Source organism: Pseudomonas brassicacearum, assembly GCF_000585995.1.
GTDB classification, from domain to species: Bacteria; Pseudomonadota; Gammaproteobacteria; order Pseudomonadales; family Pseudomonadaceae; genus Aquipseudomonas; species Aquipseudomonas brassicacearum_A.
In genome coordinates this window covers 5,780,054-5,806,370 of the sequence record NZ_CP007410.1, presented here as the reverse complement: position 1 = coordinate 5,806,370, position 26,317 = coordinate 5,780,054, and the positions used below count along the sequence as shown (strand labels likewise).

Annotated in this window: 22 protein-coding genes and 1 pseudogene; 8 read left to right on the top strand and 15 right to left on the bottom strand. The window is 62.8% G+C overall.

Annotation, left to right across the window (positions count from 1 at the left end; all coding sequences use genetic code 11):
* Positions 1 to 28 precede the first annotated feature (28 nt).
* From lnt to miaB, 5 genes are all read right to left on the bottom strand, one after another.
* Positions 29 to 1,552, bottom strand: a complete 1,524-nt coding sequence (lnt, locus tag CD58_RS24915) for an apolipoprotein N-acyltransferase (RefSeq protein ID WP_025215635.1) — start codon at positions 1,550 to 1,552, stop codon at positions 29 to 31.
* Between the two features lie 27 nt (positions 1,553 to 1,579).
* Positions 1,580 to 2,419, bottom strand: coding sequence for an HlyC/CorC family transporter (locus CD58_RS24910; RefSeq protein WP_025215634.1), 840 nt, complete (start codon positions 2,417 to 2,419; stop codon positions 1,580 to 1,582).
* A gap of 40 nt (positions 2,420 to 2,459) precedes the next feature.
* Positions 2,460 to 2,918, bottom strand: coding sequence for an rRNA maturation RNase YbeY (gene ybeY, locus CD58_RS24905; protein ID WP_025215633.1), 459 nt, complete (start codon positions 2,916 to 2,918; stop codon positions 2,460 to 2,462).
* On the bottom strand, positions 2,911 to 3,921 hold the full coding sequence (locus CD58_RS24900) for a PhoH family protein (RefSeq protein ID WP_025215632.1): 1,011 nt from the start codon (positions 3,919 to 3,921) through the stop codon (positions 2,911 to 2,913). Before CD58_RS24900 ends, ybeY begins: the two co-directional genes overlap by 8 nt.
* 215 nt (positions 3,922 to 4,136) lie before the next feature.
* Complete coding sequence (gene miaB / locus CD58_RS24895) at positions 4,137 to 5,465, bottom strand: tRNA (N6-isopentenyl adenosine(37)-C2)-methylthiotransferase MiaB (protein WP_038436950.1); 1,329 nt, start codon at positions 5,463 to 5,465, stop codon at positions 4,137 to 4,139.
* A 133-nt stretch (positions 5,466 to 5,598) separates the two neighbouring features.
* On the opposite strand from miaB, the gene CD58_RS24890 reads away from it, so the two are divergent.
* A complete protein-coding gene (locus tag CD58_RS24890) occupies positions 5,599 to 5,928 on the top strand; it encodes a DUF1820 family protein (protein ID WP_007894425.1) in 330 nt (109 codons plus the stop codon).
* Positions 5,929 to 6,177: 249 nt separating this feature from the next.
* Here CD58_RS24890 and CD58_RS24885 read toward each other — a convergent pair whose 3' ends face one another.
* The 4 genes and pseudogenes from CD58_RS24885 to CD58_RS24870 all read right to left on the bottom strand — a co-directional run bounded on the left by CD58_RS24885 (position 6,178) and on the right by CD58_RS24870 (position 9,701).
* Positions 6,178 to 6,732, bottom strand: a complete 555-nt coding sequence (locus CD58_RS24885; RefSeq protein WP_025215630.1) for a tetratricopeptide repeat protein — start codon at positions 6,730 to 6,732, stop codon at positions 6,178 to 6,180.
* A 217-nt stretch (positions 6,733 to 6,949) separates the two neighbouring features.
* Positions 6,950 to 8,233: a glutamate-1-semialdehyde 2,1-aminomutase gene (gene hemL / locus CD58_RS24880; RefSeq protein WP_025215629.1), complete on the bottom strand. Its 1,284-nt coding sequence runs from the start codon at positions 8,231 to 8,233 to the stop codon at positions 6,950 to 6,952.
* Positions 8,234 to 8,260: 27 nt separating this feature from the next.
* Positions 8,261 to 8,887: a thiamine phosphate synthase gene (thiE, locus tag CD58_RS24875; protein ID WP_025215628.1), complete on the bottom strand. Its 627-nt coding sequence runs from the start codon at positions 8,885 to 8,887 to the stop codon at positions 8,261 to 8,263.
* A gap of 17 nt (positions 8,888 to 8,904) precedes the next feature.
* Positions 8,905 to 9,701: pseudogene (locus CD58_RS24870) on the bottom strand (hydroxymethylpyrimidine/phosphomethylpyrimidine kinase).
* A 460-nt stretch (positions 9,702 to 10,161) separates the two neighbouring features.
* Between CD58_RS24870 and CD58_RS24865 the strand changes: the two are divergent.
* The 4 genes from CD58_RS24865 to CD58_RS24850 all read left to right on the top strand — a co-directional run bounded on the left by CD58_RS24865 (position 10,162) and on the right by CD58_RS24850 (position 16,651).
* Positions 10,162 to 12,546, top strand: coding sequence for a hybrid sensor histidine kinase/response regulator (locus CD58_RS24865; RefSeq protein ID WP_025215627.1), 2,385 nt, complete (start codon positions 10,162 to 10,164; stop codon positions 12,544 to 12,546).
* 72 nt (positions 12,547 to 12,618) lie between these two features.
* Entirely contained in the window at positions 12,619 to 14,268 is a 1,650-nt protein-coding gene (locus tag CD58_RS24860; RefSeq protein ID WP_025215626.1) for an acyl-CoA dehydrogenase family protein, read from the top strand.
* A 178-nt stretch (positions 14,269 to 14,446) separates the two neighbouring features.
* Positions 14,447 to 15,946: an AMP nucleosidase gene (gene amn, locus CD58_RS24855; protein WP_162178176.1), complete on the top strand. Its 1,500-nt coding sequence runs from the start codon at positions 14,447 to 14,449 to the stop codon at positions 15,944 to 15,946.
* Between the two features lie 138 nt (positions 15,947 to 16,084).
* Positions 16,085 to 16,651: a pseudouridine synthase gene (locus CD58_RS24850; RefSeq protein WP_162178175.1), complete on the top strand. Its 567-nt coding sequence runs from the start codon at positions 16,085 to 16,087 to the stop codon at positions 16,649 to 16,651.
* Here CD58_RS24850 and CD58_RS24845 read toward each other — a convergent pair.
* Positions 16,646 to 16,855, bottom strand: coding sequence for a DUF2788 domain-containing protein (locus CD58_RS24845; RefSeq protein WP_025215623.1), 210 nt, complete (start codon positions 16,853 to 16,855; stop codon positions 16,646 to 16,648). The genes CD58_RS24850 and CD58_RS24845 overlap by 6 nt on opposite strands.
* A 482-nt stretch (positions 16,856 to 17,337) precedes the next feature.
* On the bottom strand, positions 17,338 to 17,817 hold the full coding sequence (locus CD58_RS24840; RefSeq protein ID WP_025215622.1) for an Lrp/AsnC family transcriptional regulator: 480 nt from the start codon (positions 17,815 to 17,817) through the stop codon (positions 17,338 to 17,340).
* Positions 17,818 to 18,232: 415 nt separating this feature from the next.
* Here CD58_RS24840 and CD58_RS24835 point away from each other — a divergent pair, with 415 nt between their 5' ends.
* Positions 18,233 to 19,246 (top strand): DUF6515 family protein, encoded by a 1,014-nt coding sequence (locus tag CD58_RS24835; protein WP_025215621.1) that lies wholly within the window; start codon positions 18,233 to 18,235, stop codon positions 19,244 to 19,246.
* 135 nt (positions 19,247 to 19,381) lie between these two features.
* Here CD58_RS24835 and CD58_RS24830 read toward each other — a convergent pair whose 3' ends face one another.
* Positions 19,382 to 20,275 (bottom strand): cation diffusion facilitator family transporter, encoded by an 894-nt coding sequence (locus tag CD58_RS24830; protein ID WP_025215620.1) that lies wholly within the window; start codon positions 20,273 to 20,275, stop codon positions 19,382 to 19,384.
* Between the two features lie 28 nt (positions 20,276 to 20,303).
* The gene (locus tag CD58_RS24825) at positions 20,304 to 20,723 is read right to left on the bottom strand and encodes a hypothetical protein (RefSeq protein WP_025215619.1); all 420 of its coding nucleotides are present in this window, start codon (positions 20,721 to 20,723) and stop codon (positions 20,304 to 20,306) included.
* A 95-nt stretch (positions 20,724 to 20,818) separates the two neighbouring features.
* Here CD58_RS24825 and hrpB point away from each other — a divergent pair, with 95 nt between their 5' ends.
* Positions 20,819 to 23,335, top strand: coding sequence for an ATP-dependent helicase HrpB (hrpB, locus tag CD58_RS24820; protein ID WP_025215618.1), 2,517 nt, complete (start codon positions 20,819 to 20,821; stop codon positions 23,333 to 23,335).
* Positions 23,336 to 23,467: 132 nt separating this feature from the next.
* Here the strand turns inward: hrpB and CD58_RS24815 are convergent, their stop codons facing one another.
* Both CD58_RS24815 and CD58_RS24810 read right to left on the bottom strand, forming a co-directional pair.
* Positions 23,468 to 24,547 carry an endonuclease/exonuclease/phosphatase family protein gene (locus CD58_RS24815; RefSeq protein ID WP_025215617.1) on the bottom strand — a complete coding sequence of 360 codons (1,080 nt, stop codon included), beginning with the start codon at positions 24,545 to 24,547 and terminating at the stop codon, positions 23,468 to 23,470.
* 89 nt (positions 24,548 to 24,636) lie between these two features.
* On the bottom strand, positions 24,637 to 25,299 hold the full coding sequence (locus tag CD58_RS24810) for a YciC family protein (RefSeq protein ID WP_025215616.1): 663 nt from the start codon (positions 25,297 to 25,299) through the stop codon (positions 24,637 to 24,639).
* Positions 25,300 to 25,473: 174 nt separating this feature from the next.
* Here CD58_RS24810 and CD58_RS24805 point away from each other — a divergent pair, with 174 nt between their 5' ends.
* Positions 25,474 to 26,241 carry a DUF2076 domain-containing protein gene (locus CD58_RS24805; RefSeq protein ID WP_025215615.1) on the top strand — a complete coding sequence of 256 codons (768 nt, stop codon included), beginning with the start codon at positions 25,474 to 25,476 and terminating at the stop codon, positions 26,239 to 26,241.
* The last annotated feature ends 76 nt before the right edge of the window (positions 26,242 to 26,317 follow it).

Sequence of the window (26,317 nt, the reverse complement as noted above, 5' to 3'; positions counted from 1 at the left end):
CCCTCGCCACAAGGGCTTCCAAAGGACCTTAAACCGTCTTGGCCATCCTGCCCGCCACCAACGCCCAGCCCAGCAGCAACACACACAAGATAAGCAGTGGCCACGACCGCCATTGCAGGTACGGCGTCAGGTCGTGCATCGGCACCACTTCGCCATACAGGATGCCACGCTCGAATTGCGGGATCTGTGCGGTGATCTGGCCGAAGGGGTTGATCAGGCCGGTGACGCCATTATTGGTGGCGCGGATCATCCAGCGCCCGGCTTCCAGGGCGCGCATCTGCGCCATTTGCAGGTGCTGCAACGGGCCGATCGAAGTGCCGAACCAGGTGTCGTTGCTGATGGTCAGCAGCAGGTCGCTACGGGCCGAGAGGCTGGCGGCGAATTCCGGGTAGACCACTTCATAACAGATGAATGGCGCGATCTGGTAACCCTTGGCTTGCAGCAAAGGCTGGTCGGCCGGGCCCCGGGCGAAGTCCGACATGGGCAGGTCGAAGAACGCGATCAGGCCACGCAGAATGTCTTGCAACGGTACGTACTCGCCGAAGGGCACGAGTTTCTGCTTCAAGTAGGTGCCGTCACCTTCGCCGGTCACGGTGATGCCGTTGAAGTAGCGCTTCTCATGGCGCACCAGTTGGCGAATCGGCACACCGGTGATCAACGCCGAATGCCGCTCGGCGGCGAAACTGCCCATCATGTCCAGGTAGCCCTGGGCGGACTCCTTGAGCACCGGGACCGCGGTTTCCGGCCAGATCAGCAGATCGACGCGTTTGGATGCGAAGCTCATGTCACGGTACAGCGCCAACTGTGCGTTGAGCTGGTCCGGGTCCCATTTCATGCTTTGTTCGATGTTGCCCTGGATCGCCGCGACGCTCAGCGGGTCGCCCGAAGGGCTGGTCCAGGCATGTCCCTTGAACGCCATGCCGGCCACCCATGGACCGATCAGCAACACCACGCCTGCCGCGATAAAGCCTTTGCGTCCGGTACGGATCAACCGGGGCGCGTTGTACAGCAGCGCGGCGGTCAGGGCCAGGGTGAAGGAAATCAGCCACATTCCGCCCAGCGGCGCGAGGCCGGCCAGCGGGCCGTCGAGCTGGCTGTAGCCGGAATAAAGCCACGGGAAACCGGTGAGGAACCAGCCCCGAAAGGCTTCCTGGCCCAGCCACAGCGCAGCGAAGGCCAAGGCATCGGCCAGCGGCGCTTCGTTACGCCGTAACCAGCGCGCCCACAACCAGGCGGGCAGGGCGAAGAACCAGGCGATGGCGGCGACGAACAGCAGCATCAACAGCCCGGCGAGCAGCACCGAGGCGCCGCCGAAGTTGTGAATGCTGACGTAGATCCAACTGGTGCCGGCGCCAAACAGGCCAAAGCCGAAGCACCAGCCACGGCCCAGGGCCTGGCGTGGCGAAAGCTCGCGCAAGCCGGCATAGAACAACCCGACCGCCAGCAACGCCAGCGGCCAGATGTCGAACGGCGCCAGGGCCAGGGTGGTGATCGCACCGGCCACCACGGCCAGCAGGTTACCGGGCCAGCCGGGGCGGGTTATCCAGCGCATTTTTGTCCTTAGCGGGTCTCGCAGGGTTTATCGGGCAATGGGAGACAGGCGCAGCAGATGAATCCGGCGGCTGTCGGCATTCAGGATGCGGAAGCGCCAGGAGCCGATTTCCGTGGTTTCGTTGCGCTTGGGCAGGTGCCCGAAAGCGCTCATCACCAGGCCGCCGACGGTGTCGAACTCATCGTCGGAGAATTGGCTGTCGAAGAACTCGTTGAAGTTCTCGATGGGCGTCAGGGCCTTGATCAGGAAGTCGCCGCTGGGCAGGGGCTTGATGTAGCTGTCTTCCTCGACGTCGTGCTCGTCTTCGATGTCGCCGACGATCTGCTCGAGTACGTCTTCAATGGTGACCAGCCCGGCGACACCGCCGTACTCGTCGATGACGATGGCCATGTGATTGTGGTTGGCGCGGAATTCACGCAGCAGCACGTTCAGGCGCTTGGACTCGGGCACGAAGGTGGCCGGACGCAGCAAATCCTTGATGTTGAAGCTGTCGCCGTTTTCCTGAAGGATCAGCGGCAGCAGGTCCTTGGCCAGCAGCACGCCCATGACATCGTCATGGCTCTCGCCGACGACCGGGTAGCGCGAGTGAGCGGAGTCGACCACGGCGGGCAGGAATTCACGGGGGGTCTGGGTCGCCTTGATGCTGACCATCTGCGAGCGCGGGACCATGATGTCCCGTACTTGCAGGTCAGCGACCTGGATGGCGCCTTCGACGATGGCCAGCGCTTCGCTGTCCAGCAACTTGTTCTGGTGTGCATCGCGCAGCAGCTCCAGCAGCTCCTGGCGGTTTTTCGGCTCATGGGCAAAAGCCTGGGTGAGCTTGCCCAGCCATGACTTCTGCCCGTTGCTCGATCGATCTTCGCTCATAGCGATTACTCTGAATCCTTTATCGTTACAGGTTGATGTATCAGTGTTCGTCGCCGGCGTAGGGGTCGGGATGACCCAGCTCTGCAAGCAACGTTCGTTCCAGTGCTTCCATTTCTTCGGCTTCGTCATCGTCTATATGGTCGTAACCGAGCAGATGCAAGCAGCCGTGGATCACCAGGTGGGCCCAGTGGGCCTCAGGGGTCTTGTCTTGTTCGGCCGCTTCACGTTCCACCACCGGGACGCAGATCACCAGGTCGCCCAGCAGGGGGATGTCGAGCAGTTCATCGGGCACGTCGGCAGGGAACGACAGCACGTTGGTGGCGTAGTCCTTCTGCCGCCAGGTGTGGTTCAGCTCGCGGCCTTCGGGCTCGTCCACCAGGCGGATCGTCAACTCCGAGTCGGCGCTGCGCTGGCGCAGGGCCAGTTCGCACCATTGGCGGAACTGGGCTTCGCTGGGGGCGGCGTGTTCGCAGGCCACTTGCAGGTCGAGTTCAAGCATTGTGGCGATTGCCTTTGCCTTCGGGCGCATCGTCGGCCTCGCGATTCTCGAAGCGCTCGTAGGCTTCGACAATGCGTTGTACCAACGGATGGCGCACAACGTCCTTGGGCATGAAATGCGTGAAGCTGATGCCCGGGACATCCTTGAGCACCTGGATCACATGGTTCAGCCCGGACTTAGTGCCTTTAGGCAGGTCGACTTGGGTAATGTCACCGGTGATGACCGCGGTGGAGCCGAAGCCGATCCGGGTCAGGAACATTTTCATCTGCTCGACGGTAGTGTTCTGGCTTTCGTCGAGGATGATGAAGCTGTTGTTCAGGGTACGACCGCGCATATAGGCCAGCGGCGCGACCTCGATGACCTGGCGCTCGATCAGCTTGGCGACGTATTCGAAGCCGAGCATTTCGTACAACGCGTCATAGAGCGGGCGCAGGTACGGGTCGATCTTCTGGGCCAGGTCGCCAGGCAGGAAGCCGAGTTTTTCACCCGCTTCGACCGCCGGGCGCACCAGCAGGATGCGCCGGACTTGTTCGCGCTCCAGCGCATCGACGGCGCAGGCCACGGCCAGGTAGGTCTTGCCGGTACCGGCCGGGCCGATGCCGAAGTTGATGTCGTTGCCCAGGATTTCCTTCACGTAGCGCTGCTGATTCAAGCCGCGCGGGCGAATCATGCCTTTTTTCGTGCGCAGGGCCACGGCAGGTTCCGACGGGGCGTGGTTGTCGAGTTCTTCGACGGCCGATTCCTGCAAAAACAGGTGGACGGTGTCCGGCGACAGCTCGCTTCCCTTGGTTTCCCGGTAGAGACGACGCAGCAGGTTTTCCGCGGAGGTGGTGTGCTTGGGTTCGCCGATCAGTTCGAACTGGTTTCCGCGGTTGCGGATCTCGATGGCCAGGCGCTGTTCGATCAAGCGCAAGTGCTCGTCGAATTGCCCGCACAGATTGGCGAAGCGGCGAGCCTCAAAGGGCTCGAGAATAAAGCGATGTGGTTCGATGGGTGCGTTCAAGGTCGTTTTTAGCCGCCCGGGGGCAATTAAGATGAATCCAAGGATAGCGCCAGTAGGCTGGGTGCGAAAGCTCTTAAACGGGCGAATCTGATCGCAGGGCCTGACGCGGTCCTTGTGGGAGCGAGCTTGCTCGCGATGGGGCCCTCACATTCAACATTGATATTGACTGTCACACCGCTATCGCGAGCAAGCTCGCTCCCACAGGAAGTACGGGGTTACTGGATCAGCGAACCGCGCAGCGAGTGCGGTTGCGCGGCGTCGATGTGCACGTCGGCGAACTGGCCGATCAGGGCCGGGGTGTCGCAGCGGAAGTTGACGATGCGGTTGTTTTCGGTCCGCCCTTGCAACTCGCCCGGGTCTTTTTTCGAGTAATCGGTCACCAGAATCCGCTGGACGGAGCCGACCATTTGTCGGCTGATCTCGAAACCCTGCTGGTTGAGGCGATGTTGCAAGGCGTTGAGCCGTTCTTTTTTCACTTCTTCGGACGTTTCGTCGGCAAGGTCAGCCGCCGGGGTGCCGGGGCGCTGGCTGTAGACGAAGGAATAGGAGAAGTCGAAGCCCACGTCTTCGATCAGCTTCATGGTCTGCTGGAAGTCTTTCTCGGTTTCACCTGGGAAACCGACGATAAAGTCCGAGCTGATGCAGATCCCCGGCACCGCCGCGCGCAATTTGCGCAGCTTGGATTTGTACTCCAGGGCCGTGTGGTTGCGTTTCATGGCCGCCAGGATCCGGTCGGAACCCGATTGCACCGGCAGGTGCAGGTGCTTGACCAGCTCGGGGACCTCGGCGTGGGCCTGGATCAGGCTGTCGGAGAACTCCAGCGGGTGCGAAGTGGTGTAGCGGATGCGGTCGATGCCATCTACCGCGGCCACCACGCGGATCAGCTCGGCCAGGTCCGCCAGGCGCCCGTCGTGGGTCAGGCCCCGATAGCCGTTGACGTTCTGCCCCAGCAGGGTCACTTCACGCACGCCGTGTTCCGCCAGGTGGATGATCTCGGCGAGCACGTCGTCGAACGGCCGGCTGACTTCTTCGCCGCGGGTGTAGGGCACCACGCAGAACGTGCAGTACTTGCTGCAGCCTTCCATCACCGACACATAGGCACTCGGGCCGTCGATGCGCGGTTCGGGCAGGTGGTCGAATTTTTCGATTTCCGGGAACGACACGTCGACTTGCGGCAGCTTGGTGCTGCGCGCCGCGTCGATCATCTCGGGCAGGCGGTGCAAGGTCTGCGGACCGAAGACCACGTCCACGTACGGCGCGCGATCACGAATGGCCGCGCCTTCCTGGCTGGCCACGCAACCGCCCACGGCGATGACCATGTCCGGGTTGGCCAGCTTCAGCTCGCGCCAGCGGCCCAGTTGGGAGTACACCCGGTCCTGGGCGCGTTCGCGGATCGAACAGGTGTTGAGCAGGATCACGTCCGCGTCTTCGGCGCGGGCGGTCACTTCCAGGGCCTGGTGTTCACCCAGCAGATCGACCATGCGCGAGCTGTCGTACTCGTTCATCTGGCAACCGTGGGTTTCGATGTAAAGCTTCTTGGCCATGGACGGGATCATCACGTGATTCAAAGAACCGCGCATTATAGGGAACAAGTCCCCGGGTTCCTACCGCTGCGCGAGCAGTGGCTATGCTATAGTTCGCGCCCTCATTTTTACCCGCCGATGTGTTTCGCCAGCCATGACCAAACGTGAAGCTCCAATCTACAAGGTGATTTTCCTTAACCAGGGCCAGGTGTACGAAATGTACGCCAAGCAGATCTATCAAAGTGATCTGTGGGGCTTCCTGGAAGTGGAGGAATTCGTCTTTGGCGAGCGCACGCAAGTGGTCGTTGATCCGAGCGAGGAAAAGCTCAAGGCGCAGTTCGAAGGCGTGGTGCGCAGTTTCGTGCCGATGCATTCGATCGTGCGCATCGACGAAGTCGAACGCCTGGGCACCCCGAAAATCAGCGAAGCCCGCGGCGCGGTCGGCAATGTGATGCCGTTTCCGATGCCGATGCCTGAGAAGTAGGCATCACGGAATAAGGTCAAGCACAGCCTTTGTGGCGAGGGAGCTTGCTCCCGCTGGAGTGCGAAGCGCTCCTAAAAATCTTGGGGCCGCTGCGCAGCCCAGCGGGAGCAAGCTCCCTCGCCACACGCTCCCAATCGCGAGCAAGCTCGCTCCCACACTGGATTGTCGATGCTCGCAAACTTGTGCGCACAGAGAACCCATGTGGGAGCGAGCTTGCTCGCGATGAGGCCTTCAAGGCCAAAGTATTAATCAGGGCAGCGGCGAAAAAGGCGTACGCCCGTCGGCGTTCTGCAATTCCATCAGGTATTTGCGAAAGATCTGGCCCAGCACCTGGGTAGCAACTTCCAACTCATCGCGGGGCATTTGCTCGGCGACTTCGTCGGCGGTGTCCAGGGCATCTTCGGCGCCGTTGACCGCCGCCATCTTCAAGACGATGTAGGCCTGGACATTGTTGGCGGGGACACCTTCGCCATGAAAGAACATGCCGCCGAGCTTGAATTGCGCCTGGGCATGGCCTTGCAGCGAGGCTTTTTCGAAGTAGTTGAGGGCCAGCTTGAGGTCGCGCGGCGCCGCCTTGCCTTCGTAATAGAACTCACCCAGCTCGTATTGCGCTTGTGCGTCACCCGCGTCCGCCGCTTTTTGACAGGCGTCGAGTGCCGATGCGAGATCTTGTGGCTGGGTATTGAGCGTGCAACGGCCCAGCGCCGGGATCAACAACGAGTTACCGCCTGCCTGTGCATTCGCGAGCAGGGGTTGAAGGAGCAACAGGCAGCCCAAGGCAAGGGTGCGGCCGGTGCGGTTCATGGGAATCGACTTACCTCTGAGGGGCGCGCGGACCCTCCGGGGGATCCAATAAGCGCGCATTATGAAATAAGCAGGGCCATCCTTACAAAGTCTTTACTTGTTTTTCTGCTGCGAGGGAACGCCAGCGGCCGCTTCGAGGCTAAATATGTAGGAAAAAAGCGAGAGTTTGTCGGTTATCACTGACGCTGGTGTCAGCCAGCGTCAGTTATCCACAGGCTTATTTCAGCGCAGCGAAAGCCCGCTCGGCCGCGTCGAGGGTGATCTTCAACTCGGCCTCGCCATGGGCGATGGACGTGAAGCCGGCTTCGAACGCACTCGGCGCCAGGTACACGCCGCCGTCGAGCATCAGGTGGAAGAAGCGCTTGAAGCGGTCGGCGTCGCTGGCCATCACGTCTTCGAAGGTGACGATGTCATCGGCGCCACTGAAGTACAGGCCGAACATGCCGCCGGCCTGGGTGGTCACGAATGGAATGCCGGCCGCGTCGGCACGGACCTGCAAACCGTCGAGCAGGCGGGTGGTGTAGTCGGTCAGCTCGGCGTGGAAGCCCGGGCGGCTGATCAGGCGCAGGGTGGTCAGGCCGGCCGCCATGGCCAGCGGATTGCCCGACAAAGTGCCAGCCTGGTAGACCGGGCCGAGTGGCGCGATGCATTCCATGATGGCGCGCTTGCCGCCGAAGCAACCGACCGGCATGCCGCCGCCGATGATCTTGCCGAAGGTGCTCAGGTCCGGCGTGACGCCGTAGTGGGCCTGGGCGCCGCCGAGGGCTACGCGGAAACCGGTCATCACTTCGTCAAAGATCAACACCACGCCGTGTTGGTCGCACAGGCTGCGCAGGCCTTCGAGGAAACCCGGTGCCGGCGGTACGCAGTTCATGTTGCCGGCCACGGGCTCGACGATGATGCAGGCCACTTCCTGGCCGACTTCGCCGAGCATCTTCTCGACTTCTTCGAGGTCGTTGAATGGCAGGGTCAGGGTGTGTTTGGCGAACGCCGCCGGCACGCCGGCCGAGCTTGGCACGCCCTGGGTCAGGGCGCCGGAACCGGCCTTGACCAGCAGGCTGTCGGAGTGGCCGTGGTAGCAGCCTTCGAACTTGATGATGCTGTCGCGACCGGTGAAACCGCGCGCCAGGCGGATCGCGCTCATGGTCGCCTCGGTGCCGGAGCTGACCATGCGCACCATCTCCATTGATGGCACGATCGAGCAGACCAGGTCGGCCATCTCGGTTTCCATCGCGGTCGGGGCGCCGTAGGACAAGCCGTGTACCAGCTGCTTGCGCACCGCATCGAGCACGTCCGGATGGCTGTGGCCCAGGATCATCGGGCCCCACGAGCCGACGTAATCCACATAGCGCTTGTCGTCTTCGTCCGTCACGTACGCGCCTTCGGCGTGCTTGAAGAACAGCGGGGTGCCGCCGACGCTCTTGAACGCACGAACGGGGGAGTTCACGCCGCCGGGGATGTGTTTCTGGGCGTTGGCAAACAGGGTTTCAGAACGGGACATGGTTGGGCTCTCGAAAGCGGAAATGGGCTATTTGATCTGCAGCAGGTCGTTGAACGCGCGGGCGCGGCGCGTCACTTCCCCGGTGCTGTCGGCGCCGAACAGGCCGTGGACCACGGCCAGCAGGTCGACCCCGTGGGCCACCAGTGGGGCGGCGTTCTCCAGGGTGATGCCGCCGATGGCGCAAATCGGCACATGAAGTTTGAGGCGGGCCTGTTCGAGCAGTTCAAGGTTTGCGCTGGGTGCGCCGGGCTTGGTGTTGGAGTTGAAGAACCGCCCGAACGCGACGTAGCTGGCCCCTTCGGCGGCGGCCTGCTCGGCCAGCGCCAGGCTGGCGTGGCAGGTGGAACCGATGATCGCCTGGCGCCCGAGCAGTGCGCGCACCGGTGCCAATGGGCCGTCGGTCTGGCCCAGGTGCACGCCGACGCCCAGGCGCGCGGCCAGTTCGGCGTCGTCGTTGATGATCAGCTGGGTCTTGTAGCGCTCGCACAGGGTCCGCAGCGCTTCGGCTTCGCGCAGGCGGCGGGCTTCGTCGCTGCTTTTATCGCGGTATTGCAGCAGGGTAACGCCACCTTCCAGCGCCGCTTCGACATACGCGAGGAATTTGCCGGTCAGCAACTGGCTATCGGTGATGGCATAAAGGCCACGTAATTTCATTCCACAGGCCTCCGGTGTTACGAACAGAAATCCAGCGGCAGGCGACGCGGTACGAACTGGCCTTTGCCCAGTTGTTCGGCATCGCGCAGGGTGCGCCAGGTGTAATCCAGTGCGGTCTTGACCGCGCTGGCGAGCTGTTCACCCTGGGCCAGTCGGCCGGCCAGGGCGCTGGCCAGGGTGCAACCGGAACCGTGGTAGCTGCCGGGCAAACGCTGGCAGGTGTAGGTTTCGCGGCGACCGTCACGGCTGTATAGGCGATTATGGACTTCATGTTCGTCGCCGTGACCACCGGTGATCAACAGGTGTTTGACGAAGGGCAGCAGTTTTTCGGCGCATTCATCGGCGCTGCCCTCGGGCAGTTCGGCGAGGATGCGCGCTTCAGGCAGGTTTGGGGTGGCGATGATGGCCAGGGGCAGCAGGCGTTCGCGCATGGCGTAGCCGACTTCATCCTTGCCCAGTCGCCCGCCACCGCCGGCGCGCAACACCGGGTCGCAGACCATTGGCAGATGTGGGTGCGCCTGGAGCAGTTCGACCACCGTGTCGACCATTTCCAACGAACCGAGCATCCCCAGCTTGACCGCCGCGACCGGCGAATCGTTGAGCACGGCATTGGCTTGCGCCAGCACCCACTCCCGATCGAGCACGCGAAAATCACTGACGTTGACCGTGTCTTGGACGGTCAACGCGGTAACGGCCGGGCGGCATGGCAACCCTGGGCGAGCAGGGCTTCGATATCTGCCTGCAAGCCGGCGCCGCCACTGGGGTCGTGGCCGGAGAGACAGAGGACAACGGGGCGAGAGCTGTAGATATTCATGGTGCGCGAGCTTACCACCAAACCCTTTCGATCGGCGCACGCCTGTAGTGACGGGGCTATCTGCAGGCAGGATTTATTTGTGGCGAGGGGATTTATCCCCGCTGGGCTGCGAAGCAGCCCCAGTAACTGTCGCCTCGGTATATCAGACAATTTGAATGGGGGCGCTTCGCACCCCAGCGGGGATAAATCCCCTCGCCACAGAACCCTGTGCCTGGTCAAACAATTGAGCTTGGCTCCAAGGCTGTATTGCAATCTGACCAAAGCAACAGCTCTATCTCAACGCTTCGCGCTGGAACGCCCGTTCTAGAGCCTTCTGTAGGAAAGATTTCAATGGTGCAAATTGGCCATCAACGGCTATGCTAGAGATGGATCCAACTCATAACAGGTAATGCCGGTTTTACGTCTACTCAGGGAATGGGGGGCTTCCTGACTCAACCGGACAGGCCACGCTGGGGCTTAAATGCGCTATTTGCTGATATTGCTGCTGTGCTTGCCCCCTTTGGCAAGCGCCCTTGAGTTCGATGAATTCACCCAAAGCCTGCCCTTGGGCCATGCGCTGCAAGTGTTCGAGGACGCGAACGGCACTGCTTCCATCGACGATGTCCTCGCCCAGGCGGCCGCAGGCGGTTTCAAACCCCATGACAAAGCCACGCTGAACGCCGGCTATTCGCGGTCGGCGTTCTGGCTGAAAGTCGATTTGCACTACCGCCCCGGCAATCCGGACGCCCAGCGCACCTGGCTGTTGGAATTGGCGTATCCACCGCTGGATCACCTCGACTTGTATCTGCCCGACGCCACCGGGGCGTATCGCCTGGTTCGCCAGACCGGCGATGCCTTGCCGTTCGCCAGTCGGGAAATTCGCCAGAACAACTACCTGTTCAGCCTGGCTTTCAAACCTGAGCAGCAGCAGACCCTGTACCTGCGCCTGCAAAGCCAGGGTTCGATCCAGGCCCCGCTGACGCTGTGGTCGAGCACCGCTTATCTCGAACAACAGCCGTTGCGCTTGTATGTGCTGGGGATCATCTACGGCGTGCTGCTGGGCATGTTGGTCTACAACCTGTTCATCTACTTGAGCGTGCGGGACACCAGCTACCTTTATTACATCGTCTATATCGCTTCGTTCGGCCTGTATCAGTTGTCGGTCAACGGCGCGGCGGTGGAGTATTTCTGGCCGGACAATCCTTGGTGGGCCAACGCCGCGACGCCGTTCTTTATTGGCTGTGCGGGCCTGTTTGGCAGCCAGTTCGCCCGCAGCTTCCTGCAAACGGCGCAACACAGTCGCTGGCTTGACCGCCTGCTGCTGGCGCTGATCGCCTACAGCGCAGTGGTGGTCGGCTTGTCGCTGATGACCAGCTACGCCCTGGCGCTGCGCCTGGCGACAGCGCTGGCGCTGGTGTTCACCGTGGTGATCTTTGCCGCCGGATTGTTCGCCTGGTGGCGCGGGCTGCGGGTGGCGCGTTACTTCATCATCGCCTGGTCGGCCTTTCTGCTGGGCGGCGTCGTCAACACGATGATGGTGCTTGGCTATCTGCCGAACATCTTCCTGACCATGTACGCCAGCCAGATCGGCTCGGCCATCGAAGTGGCGCTGTTGTCCCTGGCCCTGGCCGACCGCATCAATGCCCTGCGTGAGCAGCAGGCCCAGACCCTGTTCGACGCCGGGCAGAAACTCGAAGTGCTCAACCAGCAGTTGGCCCACGGCAACAAGCTCAAGGACGAATTCCTCGCCACGTTGACCCATGAACTGCGCACGCCGATGAATGGCGTGATCGGCTCCCTGGAGTTGATGGAAACCGTCGAGATGGACGAGGAGCTGACTCAGTACCAACAAACCGCCGCCGGGTCGGCGCGGGACATGATGCGCATGGTCAACGGCATCCTCACCCTCACCGAATTGCAGGCCGGCAAGCTCAAGGTCTATCCGGCGCCGTTCAGCCTGCGCAGTGTGATTGACGCCTTGCAGGTGCAGTTCGCGGCCAATGCCGCGGCCAAAGGGCTGGATTTCAAGGTTGAAGTGGCCCCGGGGCTGACGGACCGACTGCTCGGCGATAGCGGCAAACTGGCCCAATGCCTGGAATGCCTGCTGGACAACGCCATCAAGTTCACCCGGGTGGGCGGCCTGGCGTTGCGGGTCTGTGGCAAGCCGACGGAGCTTGATCGTCTGGTGTTGTCTTTCGCCGTGATCGACACCGGTATCGGTTTCACCGACCTTGGGGAGGCGACCCTGTACCAGCGCTTCTTCCAGCTCGACGGTTCAATGACCCGCGAATATGGCGGTCTCGGTGTGGGCCTGGCGATCTGTCGGCAACTGGTGGAGCTGCTGGGCGGGCGCCTGACCCACACATCCGAGCCCGGTCGCGGCAGTCGTTTTCAGCTGGACGTCGAGTTTGAAATGGCGCTGCCCGCGGCAGTCCCCGCGACGTTTTCGTTCGGTGCTCGCCAAGGCTCACGCCTGCCCCAGGATTGCACGGTGCTGTTGGCGGATGACAGCACCATCGATCAACTGGTGATGCGCGGCATGTTGCTCAAGCTCGGTTACCGGGTGCGCACCGTCGACAGCGGTCGTGCCGCCTTGGATGTGCTGCAGGGCGACAGCTTTGACGCGGTGCTGCTCGATTGCCAGTCGCCGCCGTTGGACGGCGTGTCGGTCTGCTGCCAGATCCGTACGTTGTCCGGTTGTGAGGATTTGCCGGTGCTGGTGGTCAGTCCGAACCTGGATCAGGAGCGTTGCCCGTCGGGCGCCTTGATTGATTACCTGAGCAAACCGGTGAAATTCGAGGCATTGCAGGCGGTTTTGCAGCGACGGGTGCTGTGTCCGAAACAGGGTGAAAGCGCCGACATTTAGGCGGGTATGACACTTTGTTCGGCTTGGGGGCGGTGCTTAACTGAACCTGCTGGCCGACCGAGGAATCCCGTCATGAACCTGCACCAGTTCGCCGAAACCCACGATGTCACCAATCAGCCGCCCTCCCTGGATGGCGCCAACCTGTATCGCATCGACCTGCCGCTGCAGCAGTGGTCGCAGCGTTTCGGCGCTGGCTGGGCGCAGGCGCGGATCGATGAGTACGGTGCGCTGGCCGGCGGGCCGCTGATGGAGGCTGGATTTCTGGCCAACCAGAACAAACCGGTATTCTCCAGCCATGACCGTTACGGCCACCGTGTCGACCTGGTGGAGTTCCATCCCGCTTATCACCAGTTGATGCGCACCGCCGTCGAGCATGGCCTGCCCAGTCTGCCTTGGGCGCATCCGCAACCCGGCGCCCATGTCGCCCGGGCCTCGCTGACTTATTTGCATAGCCAGGCCGAAGCCGGCACTGGCTGTCCGCTGACCATGACCTTCGCCAGCGTGCCGGCGTTGCGCGTGCAGCCGGACCTGGCCGAGCAATGGCTGCCGAAGGTGCTCGCCACCGAATACGACCCGCGCAATGTCGGCATGGCGCACAAGGCCGGGGTCACCCTGGGCATGGCAATGACCGAAAAACAGGGTGGCACCGATGTGCGGGCCAACACCACCAAGGCCTACCCGGTAGGCGCCAGCGGCCCGGGCCAGGCCTATGAGTTGGTGGGTCACAAGTGGTTCTGTTCGGCGCCGATGTGTGATGCTTTCCTTACGCTGGCCCAGACCGACAAGGGCCTGACCTGCTTCCTGCTGCCGCGCCATCGCCCGGACGACACCCGCAATCAGTTCTACATCCAGCGGCTGAAGAACAAGCTGGGCAACTGCTCCAACGCCTCCAGCGAAGTCGAGTTCCGCGGCGCCCTGGCCTGGATGATCGGTGAAGAAGGGCGAGGCGTGCCGACGATCATCGAGATGGTCGCCATGACGCGGTTCGATTGCATGGTCGGTTCCAGCGCGTTGATGCGCCAGGCGTTGAGCCAGGCCAGTCATCACTGCGCACACCGCAAGGTCGGTGGCAGGCTGTTGAGCGAGCAGCCGCTGATGCAAAACGTCCTGGCCGACCTGGCGCTGGAAAGTGAGTCGGCATTGGCCTTGAGCCTGCGCATGGGCCGGGCGTTGGACCACTTGAGTGACGAGCACGAAGCCAAGTTCGCCCGACTGGTGACGGCGGTGGGCAAATACTGGATCTGCAAGCGCGCCCCCGCGATGATCAACGAAGCCGCCGAATGCATGGGCGGCGCTGGCTACGTCGAAGACAGCATCCTGCCGCGCTTGTACCGGGAGGCACCGGTCAACTCGACGTGGGAGGGCTCTGGCAACGTGCAGTGCCTGGATGTGTTGCGGGCCCTGTCCAAGGAGCCCGGGGTCCTGGAAGTGCTGTTTGCCGAACTGGGCGATGGCCACGGCGACAAGCGCCTGGCCGGTCACATCCAACAGTTGCAGGCAGCGTTCAAGGACACCGATGACATCCAGTACCGCGCCCGGCAATTGACCGAAGACATCGCCGTCGGCCTGCAAGCCAAGTTGTTGCTGGAGGCGGGCAACAACGACGTCAGCGATGCCTTCATCGCCAGCCGCCTCGGCTCGGCAGGCCGGGTGTACGGGGCCTTGCCTCGAGGGTTGAATGTCGAGGCGATTGTCGCCCGCTCGACCCCGCACGGCTTTTAAGAGGAGGCAGGTCGGCACATACCCTGTGGGAGCGGGCTTGCTCGCGAAAGCGGTGTGTCAGTCGACGAAGAGGCTGTATGTGCCGACGCCTTCGCGGGCAAGCCCGCTCCCACAGGTTTTCATGACTCCGAGAATACCCAATACGCCACTGTTCCCGTCGGGCGGCGATGCAGGCAAGATGAAGGCCTGCAAGTCAGAACACAGGAAGCTGATCGTGACCGAAGCGTTTATTGTTGTTCAAACCGCCGAGCAAGCCGTGGATCGGCTGGCCGCCCTGCACGAGCGTGCGACCACCTCGTTGAACCAGGCGCTCATGCGTTACCTCAAGGACCGCGTCGAGCCGGATGCCGAGCAACGGGCGTTGTTTCGCTATCCCGCCTTGCGCCTGACCTACCACTGCCACGGCGAAGTCCCACAAACCACCCGCGCTTACGCCAAGGTCCAGCTGCCAGGTACCTACAGCGTCACCGTCACCCATCCCGCCGCGTTCCGTAAGTACCTGCTGGAGCAGTTGGTCCCACTGATGCATGACTTTACCGTCACCGTGGAAGTGGGCGTCAGTGAGCAGAACATTCCGTACCCGTACGTGGTGGAGCAGGGCGATGAACTGGCCGGCTCCGGTGTGACCGCAGCGGTGCTGGCGCGGGTGTTCCCCAGCACCGACCTGTCGGCCGCCACCGATGGCATCGCCGACGGCCTCTACGACTGGGAAAACACTGATCCGCTGCCCCTGGCGCTGTTCGACGCCGCCCGCGTGGATTTCTCCCTGCGCCGATTGGTGCACTACACCGGCAGCGACTGGCGCCATGTGCAGCCGTGGATCCTGCTGACCAACTATCACCGCTATGTCGACCAGTTCATCGTCCATGGCCTGGAGCAGTTGCGCAGCGACCCGCGCTTTGTGCGCATGGTCCTGCCGGGCAATGTGATCATCGACAAGAACATGGACCATGGCGAAGCGTCGGCCATCGCTGCCGGCGTGGTCTGGCACCGTTACCAGATGCCGGCTTATCACCTGCAGACCAACGATGGTCATGGCGTGACCCTGGTGAACATCGGCGTCGGCCCGTCCAACGCCAAGAACATCACCGACCACCTGGCCGTGCTGCGGCCCCATTGCTGGCTGATGATCGGCCACTGCGGCGGGCTGCGGCAGTCCCAGACCATTGGTGACTACGTGCTGGCCCACGCCTACATGCGCCGCGACGGGATCCTTGACCGCGTGGTGCCGCCGAACATTCCGATTCCGGCCCTGGCCGAAGTGCAGATGGCCTTGCAGCAGGCGGCGGCCAACGTCACCGGCGAAAAGGGCGACGAGCTGAAAAAACGCCTGCGCACCGGCACCGTGCTGACCTACGACGACCGTAACTGGGAATTGCGCTGGGCCCAGGAGCGTCCGTTGATCAACCTGTCCCGCGCCGTGGCGGTGGACATGGAGAGCGGCACCATCGCTGCCCAGGGTTATCGCTTGCGGGTGCCTTATGGCACGTTGCTTTGCGTTTCGGACAAGCCGCTGCACAGCGAAATCAAGCTGCCGGGTTCGGCCAACGCGTTCTATGAGCGTGCGGTCAACCAGCACCTGAAAATCGGCATCGCGGCGCTGGACCTGTTGCGCACCGAGCTCAATTCGTTGCACTCGCGCAAGTTGCGCAGCTTCGACGAGCCGCCGTTCCGCTGATACGGCGGTGGTTATTTAGCGGTCAGGCCACTAGCATGAGCGGCCCTGACCGTTAGATGCCGTGCCACCATGCCCCGTCCTCCACGCCCCGCTTCCCGCCGTCCTGGCGCGAAGCCTCAAGCCGCTGCTCCGCGCCGTGTGGCCAAGGCCCCGCCGGCCGAGCCGAAGCTGATCCTGTTCAACAAACCCTTTGATGTGCTGACCCAATTCAGCGATGGCGAAGGGCGGGCGACGCTCAAGGATTTTATCGACGTACCGGGCATTTACCCGGCCGGGCGGCTGGATCGCGACAGCGAAGGTTTGCTGTTGCTGACCAACGACGGACAACTGCAAGCGCGTATCGCCGACCCCAAGCACAAGCTGGCCAAGACCTATTGGGTGCAAGTAGAGGGTGAGCCGAGTGCCGAACAGTTGCAGCGTTTGCGCGATGGGGTGGAGTTGAACGACGGCATGACGTTGCCGGCCGAGGCGCGCCAATTGGACGAACCGCAATTATGGCCGCGTAACCCGCCGGTGCGTTTTCGTAAAAGCGTGCCCACGAGTTGGTTGGAACTGGTGATCCGCGAAGGACGCAACCGCCAGGTACGGCGCATGACCGCCGCGGTGGGCCTGCCGACACTGCGCCTGGTGCGGGTCAGGATCGGCGACTGGACCCTCGAAGGGCTCGATCAGGGCCAGTGGAAGGAAGTGCCGGCGCGCTTATAACGTCCCGGACTCGATCAGGCCGATCACCACGCTCTTGATCACGAACGCCGCCACGCCCAGCCCCAGCACAAAAAACAGAATGAACGAACCGAAACGCCCGGCCTTGGACTTCTTCGCCAGGTCCCAGACGATGAAACCCATGAAAATAATCAGGATGCTGACCAGGCCGGTCATCATCCACTCTTCGAAAATGGCAGGATCCATCGGGGCACTCCGGCGTGGGCGGGGTTGGAAAGGCGCGGCGAGTATACGGCATGGGGAGAGGCCAGGGGATTGACCTGCGGCGGTGTGTCGCAGCTATTCATCGCCTGGGCTGACGCTTTCGCGAGCAAGCCCGCTCCCACAAGGGATTTATGGCGAGCGCAATATCTGTGAGCGCCCCGCCCTCTGTGGGAGCGGGCTTGCCCGCGAAGGCGTCGGCACATCCGACATCAATGCAGGCTGGACCATCGCTATCGCGAGCAAGCCCGCTCCCACAAGGGATTTATGGCGAGCGCAATATCTGTGAGCGCCCCGCCCCCTGTGGGAGCGGGCTTGCCCGCGAAGGCGTCGGCACATCCGACATCAATGCAGGCTGGACCATCGCTATCGCGAGCAAGCTCGCTCCCACATTGGATTTATGGCGAGCGCAATATCTATGAGCGCCCCGCCCCCCTGTGGGAGCGAGCTTGCTCGCGATGGGGGCTTCAGCTGCGCAGGTGAGTCAACGGCAACTCGGTGCTGTTAAGCACCTGGTTCAGCACAAAGCTCGAACGCACGCTGGTCACGCCGTCGATCCGGGTCAGGTGCCCGAGCAGCAGTTTTTGGTAATGGTCCATGTCTGGCACTACCACCTTGAGCTGGTAATCCGCGTCCATGCCGGTCACCAGGCTGCATTCCAGCACCTGCGGCAGGTTGCGGATGGCCGCTTCGAAGTTTTCGAAACGTTCGGGGGTGTGGCGGTCCATGCCGATCAGCACGTAGGCGGTCAGGCTCAGGCCCAGCATCTTGCGGTCGAGCAGGGCGACCTGACGCGTGATGTAGCCGTCGTCTTCCAATTGCTTGACCCGTCGTGAGCAAGGGGAGGGCGACAGGCCGATGCGTTCGGCCAGTTCCTGGTTGGAGATGCGCGCGTCGCGCTGCAATTCCGCCAGAATGCTCAGGTCGTAACGGTCGAGTTTGCTCATCGGTCGGGCCTTTATCTGGATAATTGCGGCAGATTATCTATCCTGGGTTAAAAATTGCGCAAGTGATGTTTATTTCCGCAATCTTCGCAATCATCTGTCGGCGCCCCAAGCTTATTCTTATCACCAAGATCACTGCTCGGACAAACAGTCCAGTGCGGCCCGCCCAATCAGGCCGGCTGCGGTCGCAGTACCCACCGGTACTGGCAGGCCCCCGAGCTGCACACTGTCCAGAAGACGGCGTGAGGTGAGCCGACGTCAAAAGCGTCGAGCACGGACGAAATTCTCAAGGGGAGGCCGACGGGTCTCCCTTTTTTAATGCCTGCGAAATAAACCCCGCGACTGATAACCTGTTGCAGAACCGGCCTGGGCTTTTCCGAGTCTTATCATCAGGCCTTGAACCGTTGTGAGGAATAACATGAAGTCGCGCATCTGGCGTTTGGCAGGTGTTGGTCTGTTGTGGGCAAGTGTCAGTGCGCAGGGAATGGCCGACGATCAGCAAAACCGTGGCGGCCCGGACGGTGGTCGTGGCCAGGACGGGCGCGGTGGCAACGGCCAGGGCTATTCCGGACAGCCACGGCCGCAAAGCAATGAAATCATTCGTGGCGACAACAGCCGCCAGTTCGAGGTCAGGCCTCAGCCTCAATACCAGGGTGGCGGCCAGCAGTATGAGCGTCCACCCCAGGATCCCAACGGGCATGGTCGGCCACCGCAGCAACAGGGCAACAATCTGCCGATCCAGGGCCGACCCGACAGCGTGAACCAGACCCGGGAACCGCAACCGGGGTACTACCGCGATATTCCACGCCGCAACGATGGCTACCCGAACGGTGGTCCTCGTCCAAGCCATGACAATCGCCCTGAACAGCATTGGCCCGGCCGTCCGGACGGTCATGGCAATGGCTGGGGCCCGGGGCCGCAATATCGCCCGGGTTATGTGATCGACCGTTTCCCGGATCGCAACTATCGCGTGCCTTATCGCGGCCAGGACTATTTCTATTCCGGCGGCTACTGGTATCGCCCGCAAGGGCCACGGTATGTGGTGGTCGCGCCACCACGAGGCATCCGTACCCGGTATCTGCCGGATTACGCTCGGGAAGTGTGGATCGGCAGTTCGCTGTTCTTTCTCGCCGCCGGCGCCTATTACATCTACGAAGCCAACACCCAGGATTACGTCGTGGTCGAGCCGCCGGTGGCCAACCCACAACCCCAGCCCCAAGCCAACAGCTACGACGTGGTGGCTTATCCGGCCAACGGCCAGTCTCCCGAGCAGGTCAACCAGGACGGGTACGATTGCTATCGCTGGGCGGTGCAGCAGAGCGGTTTCGATCCGCGCAGCTACACCTACCCGCCGGCGCCGGAGGTGGTGCAAACCTATCGCCAGGCCCAGGGCAGTTGCTTGAGCAGCCGTGGGTATCAGGTGACTTATTGATTCAGCGCAGATCCCCTTGGTGGCGAGGGAGCTTGCTCCCGCTCGGTTGCGCAGCGACCGCAAAATCTTGGGGCCGCTTCGCAGCCCAGCGGGAGCAAGCTCCCTCGCCACAGGTTCTGTGTCAGGCCTCGGGGATCAGACCTTGGCGCCGTTGACCACTTCCAGCGGATCGGCATGAACCAGCACTTCGGCCTTCGGGTAAGCGCGATGGATCGCGTCGGCGGCCTGGTCGCTGATGCCGTGGGCCACTGACAGGGTCAATTCTCCCGGCAACTCCAGGTGCAGTTGCACGAACCAGTGGTTGCCGGAAATCCGCGTGCGCAGGTCATGGGCGCCCACGACCCCCGGCACGGCGCAGGCCAGTTCCAGCATGTGCTGGCTGACGTCGGGCGGCAGTTCTTCATCCATCAATACCGCGAAGCTTTCCCGGGCGATCTGGATCGCGCTCCACAGGATGTACACGGCGATCCCCAGGCCGAACCAGGCGTCGAGTTGATACCAGCCGAACCCGGCCAGCACCAGGGCGACCAGGATGCTGCCGTTGAGCAACAGGTCGGAACGGTAATGCAGCGAGTCGGCGCGTACGGCGTTGGAGCCGGTGGCGCGGATGACCCGATGTTGCAACGCCAACAATGCCAGGGTCAGCCCGAGGGAAAACACGATCACCCCGACGCTGAGCCAAGGCGCGTCCACCGGGACCGGGTTTTTCAAGCGCTCGAACGCCTGCAAGGCAATCAATACGGCACTGCCACCGATAAACAACGCCTGGGCCATGCCGGCCAGGGATTCGGCCTTGCCATGCCCATAGCGATGGTCGTCGTCGGCGGGGCGCAATGCGTAATGCACCGCCAGCAGATTAAGCAGCGACGTAACGCCGTCCAGGGCCGAGTCGGTCAGGCCAGCGAGCATGCTGACCGAGCCGCTTAGCCACCAGGCCAGGGCCTTGGCGACCACCAGGGTGAACGCCACGGCCACCGAAGCCCGGGTGGCCAGGCGCAGTAGACGAGCGTGTTCAGTGCTGGTGGTCATGGCGCGGTCGTTCCTTCAGTAGCTCGGGTCATGCGGCAGGCTTCAGACCAAGGGCCGCCAATTGCTGCGCGCTGCCCTTGTGCTGGATCAACCGTGGGTCGTCCAGCGGGAAGCTGCGGCCCAGTTCACTTTCCAGGATCGCCTGCAGCTTGTGGTTATCGACGCTGCCGTCGGCGTTGATGGCCGGCTTGAGTTTCTCCGGGGCGATCTGGGCGGTCTTGCCCGGCTCGAAGTAAATAGCGCCGGTGGCGAAGTCCACCGCGAAGGCGATCAGGCCGGGGATGATGTAGAACAGCAGGCCAACGGCGTCGAGCGCGGCAATCGCCGGGTCGATCTTGCCGTCGATCTGGCCACGGCGGTCCGGGTAGAAGATCGAGCCACAGGCGCTGACCTGGGTCAGCAGAGTGGCGACCAGGACGCCGCCGATTACGCGAAAGGGAATACGCATAGCAATCTCCTGAGCAGATAAAGGCGTTGCTGGTTGGAGTCCAGACCACGCTAAACAGTTCGCCGTTATACTCGGCCCTCTGTTTTGGAGCCAGCATGATTTCTTTGCCGATTGATGAAGTTTTACCCGCCCTGCGTCAAGCCTTGGCGTCGCGCCACGAAGCGGTGCTCGAAGCACCGCCCGGCGCCGGTAAAACCACCCGCGTTCCCTTGGCCCTGTTGAACGAGCCCTGGCTGACCGGGCAGACCATCCTGATGCTCGAACCCCGACGCCTGGCGGCGCGGGCGGCGGCCGAGCGGCTGGCTAGCGAGCTGGGGGAAAAGGTCGGTGAAACGGTGGGCTACCGGATTCGCCTCGACAGCAAGGTCGGCCCCAAGACGCGCATTGAAGTGGTCACCGAAGGCATCCTCACTCGCCGCTTGCAGGATGATCCGGCGCTGGAAGGGGTGGGGTTGCTGATTTTCGATGAGTTCCACGAACGCAGCCTCGATGCCGACCTGGCCCTGGCCTTGAGCCTCAACGGCCGCGAGCTGTTTCGCGAAGACCAACCGCTGAAGATCCTGCTGATGTCCGCCACCCTCGAAGGCGAGCGCCTGGCCGGGTTGCTGGACGACGCGCCGATCCTGCGCAGCGAAGGGCGTATGTTTCCGGTGACGGTGCGCTGGGGCCGGCCGTTCCAGCCCGGTGAATTCATCGAGCCGCGACTGGTGCAGACCGTGCTGGACGCGCTGCACGACGAAACCGGCAGCGTGTTGGTGTTCTTGCCCGGGCAAGCGGAGATCCGTCGGGTGCATCAGCAGTTGGCCGATGCCTTGGGCGAGGGCGGCAACGTGTTGCTCTGCCCGCTGCATGGCGAACTGGATCTGGCGGCCCAACGCGCCGCCATCGACCCGGCGCCGCCCGGTCAGCGCAAAGTGGTGCTGGCCACCAACATCGCCGAAACCAGCCTGACCATCAACGGCGTGCGGGTGGTGATCGACGCCGGGTTGGCCCGGGTACCGCGTTTCGATCCGGGCAGCGGCATGACCCGTCTCGACACCCAGCGCATTTCCCGGGCCAGTGCCACGCAGCGGGCCGGTCGAGCCGGGCGCCTGGAGCCAGGGGTATGTTATCGGTTGTGGTCTGAAGACCAGCACGAACAATTGGCCGCCTACGGCAGCGCGGAAATTCTTTCGGCGGACCTGGCCGGCTTGGCCCTGCAACTGGGGCGCTGGGGCGTGACGCCGCAGCAATTGGTCTGGCTCGACGTGCCGCCCGCCGCCGCTTATGCCCAGGCCCAAGACCTGTTGCAACGCCTCGGCGCGCTGGAGGGCGAGCAATTGACCCGCCACGGCCAGTCCATGGCCGAGCTGCCTGCCCACCCGCGGATTGCCCATTTGCTGCTGCGCGGTCAGGCGCTGGGGCTGGCGGACATGGCGTGCAACGTCGCGGCGTTGTTGGGCGAGCGCGATATTCTCAGGGGCGCGGGCGCGGACTTGCACAGTCGTTTGGTGTTGCTGTCCGGCGAAGAACGCGCGGCGCGGGGCGCCCAGGGCGGCGTGCAGCGGGCGCGACAATTGGCTCGGCAGTATCGCGGTTACCTGCGGGGCAAGCCCCAGGAAGCCGTCGCCGATCCCGATCACCCGCGCTGGCTTGGTGCGTTGCTGGCGTTGGCCTATCCGGACCGCGTCGCCCAGCAGCGCCGGCCCGGCGGTGCGGAATATCGCCTCGCCAATGGGCGTGCAGCGTTGTTTGCCGAGGCCGACAGCCTGATGAAACAAGCGTGGCTGGTGATCGCCGACCTGGGCAGCCGTCAGGGCCAGCGGGAAGAACGGATCTACCTGGCGACGGATTTCGACCCGGCGCTGTTCGATTCGGTACTGGCCGAACAAGTCCGCGTGGTGGATCAACTGGATTGGGACGAGCGCGAAGGCGTGCTGCGGGCCGAGCGCCAGCGCAAGGTCGGCGAACTGGTCCTCAGCCGCGAGGCACTGACTGGCCTGGACGAGTCCGCCCGCAGCCAGGCGCTGGTGAACCTGGTGCGACGCAAAGGCCTGGAGTTGCTGCCTTGGACTCCGGAATTGCGGCAGTGGCAGGCACGGGTGGCGTTGTTGCGTCGGCTTGAGCTGGACGCCAAGGGCGAGAGCGAATGGCCAGACGTCAGCGACGCAGCGCTGCTGAACACCCTCGAACACTGGTTGATGCCGTACCTGGGACGCGTTTCGCGCCTCAGTCATTTCGCCAACCTGGACCTGTCGAGCATCGTCCACAACCTGTTGCCCTGGCCGTTGCCGCAACGCCTGGACGAACAGGCACCCCATCATTTGAGTGTGCCCTCGGGCTCGTCGATTCGCCTGGACTACAGCGAGCATCCACCGATCCTGGCGGTGCGCTTGCAGGAACTCTTCGGCCTGGCCGACACCCCGCGCATTGCTGGCGGGCGGCAGGTGGTCAAGCTGCACCTGCTGTCACCGGCGCGCCGGCCGGTGCAGGTGACCCAGGATTTGGCGAACTTCTGGCGCAGCACGTATGCCGAGGTGAAGAAGGATTTGAAGGGGCGTTATCCCAAGCATTACTGGCCGGATGATCCGCTGGTGGCGGAGGCGACGGCGCGGGTCAAGCCGCGTAAGTAATCGGGTCCGACACAAAACCTTTGTGGGAGCGGGCTTGCTCGCGAATGCGGAGTGTCAGTCAATAATTTATGTAACTGACCCACCGCATTCGCGAGCAAGCCCGCTCCCACAGTTGTTCTGCGGTGAGTCGTATTAAGGCGCTACCGGCAACAAAAACCGCGCAATCACCGGCAAGTGATCGGAGATGCGCAAGGTATCGTCCTGCCTTACCTGGGCTTCGACCCGTTTGATTCGCGGGCTGTAGAACAGGTAGTCGACGGTGCGGTCCGGGCCGTTGAGGCCGGGGTCGTTCGGGTAGTGGGTCAGCCAGTGTTCGCGGTCGACGCCGCTGGCCTCGTTGTTGGTGGGGATCATCGGGTATTTGTCCCACAGCAGGTGCAGAGGGCTGTCGGCGGAATAGGGCGTGCGTTGCTCGGAAGGCAGGCGCCGGTACTGGCCCAGGGGCAGCAGGTTGAAGTCGCCGCCAATCAGCCAGGGCGTGCCGGCGGATTCGAGTTTGTCCAGGGCCTTGGCCACGGCGGTGACCTGGTTCGGCAGGGTTTCATCCGGCTCAGTGGCGCGTTCCAGATGGGTGTTGAGCACCGCCATCTGACCGCCATCGCTTAGCGGCAGATAACTCACCAACAAGGCATTTTTTGGCAGGAACTGCCGGCTGATGACGTTGGCGTCGGCCACGGGCAGTTGTACCCGTTCGGCGTGGTCGATGCGGTAGCGGCTCAGCGTCGCCAGTTGACGGCCGACGCTGCCGAAAATGTGTGGCTTGGGGATGAAATCGGCCTTCCAGTCGAAGGCGCTGGTGCTGCATGGATAAAGGTCGGCCAGGCGTTCCTGCAACAGCTTGAGCTGGTTCTGGTAGTCACTGGCCTTGGCGCCGTTGTCCAGTTCCTGGAGCAACACCAGGTCCGGTTGTTCGTCGCGAATGACCCGCGCCACTTCATCGAGGCTGAAGGCCATGTCTTCCGGGGTCGGGCTTTCGTCGTTGCCCTGGGCCAGGTCGTGCCAGAACACGTAGCGCTTGCCGGCCAGGAACTGCACGTTCCAGGTCATCACCTTCAAGGCCTGGCCGGGCGTCAGTGGCGCGGCGTTGGCGGCGCAACTGACCGGCAATGCTTCCCTGGCTTGTGGCCGCCAGGTCAGGCTGTAGATCGACAGGGCAGCCAGGCAGAGGATCAACAGCAGGCCCAGCAGGGTGTAGCGCAGTAGACGGGTCATGGCTCGGCTTATGGGCGATACGTAAAAGTGATCCCGAGCATAACCGAGAGCGGTTCTCAAGCCCAAGCCCCGCGCCCGTCGCAGTGTCGTTAGCGGCTGTCAGGCTTTTCCGCGATCAGCATGAACATCCGGAACAACACCACGCTGGTGAACAATTGCAAGAAGCTGTGGATGCTTTCGATCAGCAAACTGAGCAAGGGGTTCTGCGGCGGCGGGTACACCGAGACGCTGGCGCCCTTGAGCAGCCACAGCGGGCCCATCACGCAGAGAATGCACAACAGGATCCGCCAGAAATTGCCGCGGGTCATGCGCAGGCTTTCCTTCATCGCGGCCAGTGGCGTCAGGCCCCTCAATACCAGCAGGTATTCACTGAAGCCCAAGGCCACCATCAACCACAGCCCCGGCAGGAAATACAGCGAAATGCCCACCAGGATCAGCAGCGTGTTCAGGGCGGTCAGCAACGCAAAGCGTGGCCACAGGGTGAGGGCCGTGGCAAGCAGGTCGCGGGCGGGCGGCGACTCACCGCGACTGCGGGCGTCGAGAAACAAAATCAACGCGACGGTATAAAGCGGATACACCAGCAGCCCGACGATCAAGCTGTAGCCGGGAAAGCCTTCGGGGCCGATGGCGCTGTCCAATCCTTGCTGCAACACGGCCTCGAGTATCACCAGCGGCAGGCACAGTTGGGCGATCCGGCTCAGATGTCGCTTGAAGAAATACAAAGAGTCGCGCAGCACGTCAAACGGATTCATGAGTCGGTATCGCAATTCAAAAGCGGTCCGACACTTTAACCGATCAGGTGCCCGCACAAGCAAACGTAAACATAAGGTAAAGACCGTTGAAACCTTTCCGGCAAGCCCCATTACTGGGTGGCACCGGTCTTCAGGACCGGAATGATGTCTACCCGGCAATCTGATGAGGTCGCCATGAATAGCGAAGAACAAACCCTGATCGATGGACTGTTTTCACGGCTGCAACAGGCCGAAAAGGACTCAGCCCCGCGCGACGCCCAGGCCGAGGCGCGGATCAAGGAACATATGACCAGCCAGCCCGCGGCGGGCTATTTCATGGCCCAGGCGATTCTGGTGCAAGAGGCCGCGATCAAACGCCTCGACGAGCAGAATAAACAGCTCGCCCAGCAAGTCGAGCAATTGCAGGCCGAGCTGCAACAGGCCCGCAACCCAGCCTCGGCGCCCAGCGGTGGCGGTGGTTTCCTTTCGAGTATTTTCGGTGGCGGCACCCGTGATTCACGGCCGGCGTCCGCCCCCAGCACCCCGGCATCCGGCGGCGGTGGCTGGCGCGAACCGGCACGGCCAGCCTTTAATGCCCCGGCCCAGCAGGGCTTTGGTGCACCTCCCGGCAACTATGGCGCGCCGCAGCAGCAGGCACCGGCAGCGAGCAGTTTCCTCGGCGGAGCTCTGAAAACCGCAGCCGGCGTGGCCGGTGGCGTGATGTTGGCCCAGGGCATCAGCAGCCTGTTCCACAGCAGTCAGCAACCGCAGGAGATCGTCGAGGTCATCAAGGAAGAGCCGGCGCAACCGGTCAATGACACCGCGAATAGCAGCGACAACGGCTGGGGCGATGATCAGCGTGTGGCCGACAACGATGCCTATGGCAGCGACCAGGGCGGTTTCAGCGACGCGGACTACAGCGACGATTCGTCCTTCTTTGGCGACGACGATTCCTTCGTCTGACCCACCATTCGTCCGGGGCGCCCTGGCGCCTCGGGCCGATTATTCGCGGAACAATCCTCTGGGCTGGCATACTGGG

Coding starts and splice junctions, on each gene's coding strand:
- lnt (WP_025215635.1), bottom strand. CDS start 1,552: ATGCGCTGGATAACCCGCCCCGGCTGGCCCGGTAACCTGCTGGCCGTG.
- CD58_RS24910 (WP_025215634.1), bottom strand. CDS start 2,419: ATGAGCGAAGATCGATCGAGCAACGGGCAGAAGTCATGGCTGGGCAAG.
- ybeY (WP_025215633.1), bottom strand. CDS start 2,918: ATGCTTGAACTCGACCTGCAAGTGGCCTGCGAACACGCCGCCCCCAGC.
- miaB (WP_038436950.1), bottom strand. CDS start 5,465: ATGGCCAAGAAGCTTTACATCGAAACCCACGGTTGCCAGATGAACGAG.
- CD58_RS24890 (WP_007894425.1), top strand. CDS start 5,599: ATGACCAAACGTGAAGCTCCAATCTACAAGGTGATTTTCCTTAACCAG.
- CD58_RS24885 (WP_025215630.1), bottom strand. CDS start 6,732: ATGAACCGCACCGGCCGCACCCTTGCCTTGGGCTGCCTGTTGCTCCTT.
- hemL (WP_025215629.1), bottom strand. CDS start 8,233: ATGTCCCGTTCTGAAACCCTGTTTGCCAACGCCCAGAAACACATCCCC.
- thiE (WP_025215628.1), bottom strand. CDS start 8,887: ATGAAATTACGTGGCCTTTATGCCATCACCGATAGCCAGTTGCTGACC.
- CD58_RS24865 (WP_025215627.1), top strand. CDS start 10,162: ATGCGCTATTTGCTGATATTGCTGCTGTGCTTGCCCCCTTTGGCAAGC.
- CD58_RS24860 (WP_025215626.1), top strand. CDS start 12,619: ATGAACCTGCACCAGTTCGCCGAAACCCACGATGTCACCAATCAGCCG.
- amn (WP_162178176.1), top strand. CDS start 14,447: ATGAAGGCCTGCAAGTCAGAACACAGGAAGCTGATCGTGACCGAAGCG.
- CD58_RS24845 (WP_025215623.1), bottom strand. CDS start 16,855: ATGGATCCTGCCATTTTCGAAGAGTGGATGATGACCGGCCTGGTCAGC.
- CD58_RS24840 (WP_025215622.1), bottom strand. CDS start 17,817: ATGAGCAAACTCGACCGTTACGACCTGAGCATTCTGGCGGAATTGCAG.
- CD58_RS24835 (WP_025215621.1), top strand. CDS start 18,233: ATGAAGTCGCGCATCTGGCGTTTGGCAGGTGTTGGTCTGTTGTGGGCA.
- CD58_RS24830 (WP_025215620.1), bottom strand. CDS start 20,275: ATGACCACCAGCACTGAACACGCTCGTCTACTGCGCCTGGCCACCCGG.
- CD58_RS24825 (WP_025215619.1), bottom strand. CDS start 20,723: ATGCGTATTCCCTTTCGCGTAATCGGCGGCGTCCTGGTCGCCACTCTG.
- hrpB (WP_025215618.1), top strand. CDS start 20,819: ATGATTTCTTTGCCGATTGATGAAGTTTTACCCGCCCTGCGTCAAGCC.
- CD58_RS24815 (WP_025215617.1), bottom strand. CDS start 24,547: ATGACCCGTCTACTGCGCTACACCCTGCTGGGCCTGCTGTTGATCCTC.
- CD58_RS24810 (WP_025215616.1), bottom strand. CDS start 25,299: ATGAATCCGTTTGACGTGCTGCGCGACTCTTTGTATTTCTTCAAGCGA.
- CD58_RS24805 (WP_025215615.1), top strand. CDS start 25,474: ATGAATAGCGAAGAACAAACCCTGATCGATGGACTGTTTTCACGGCTG.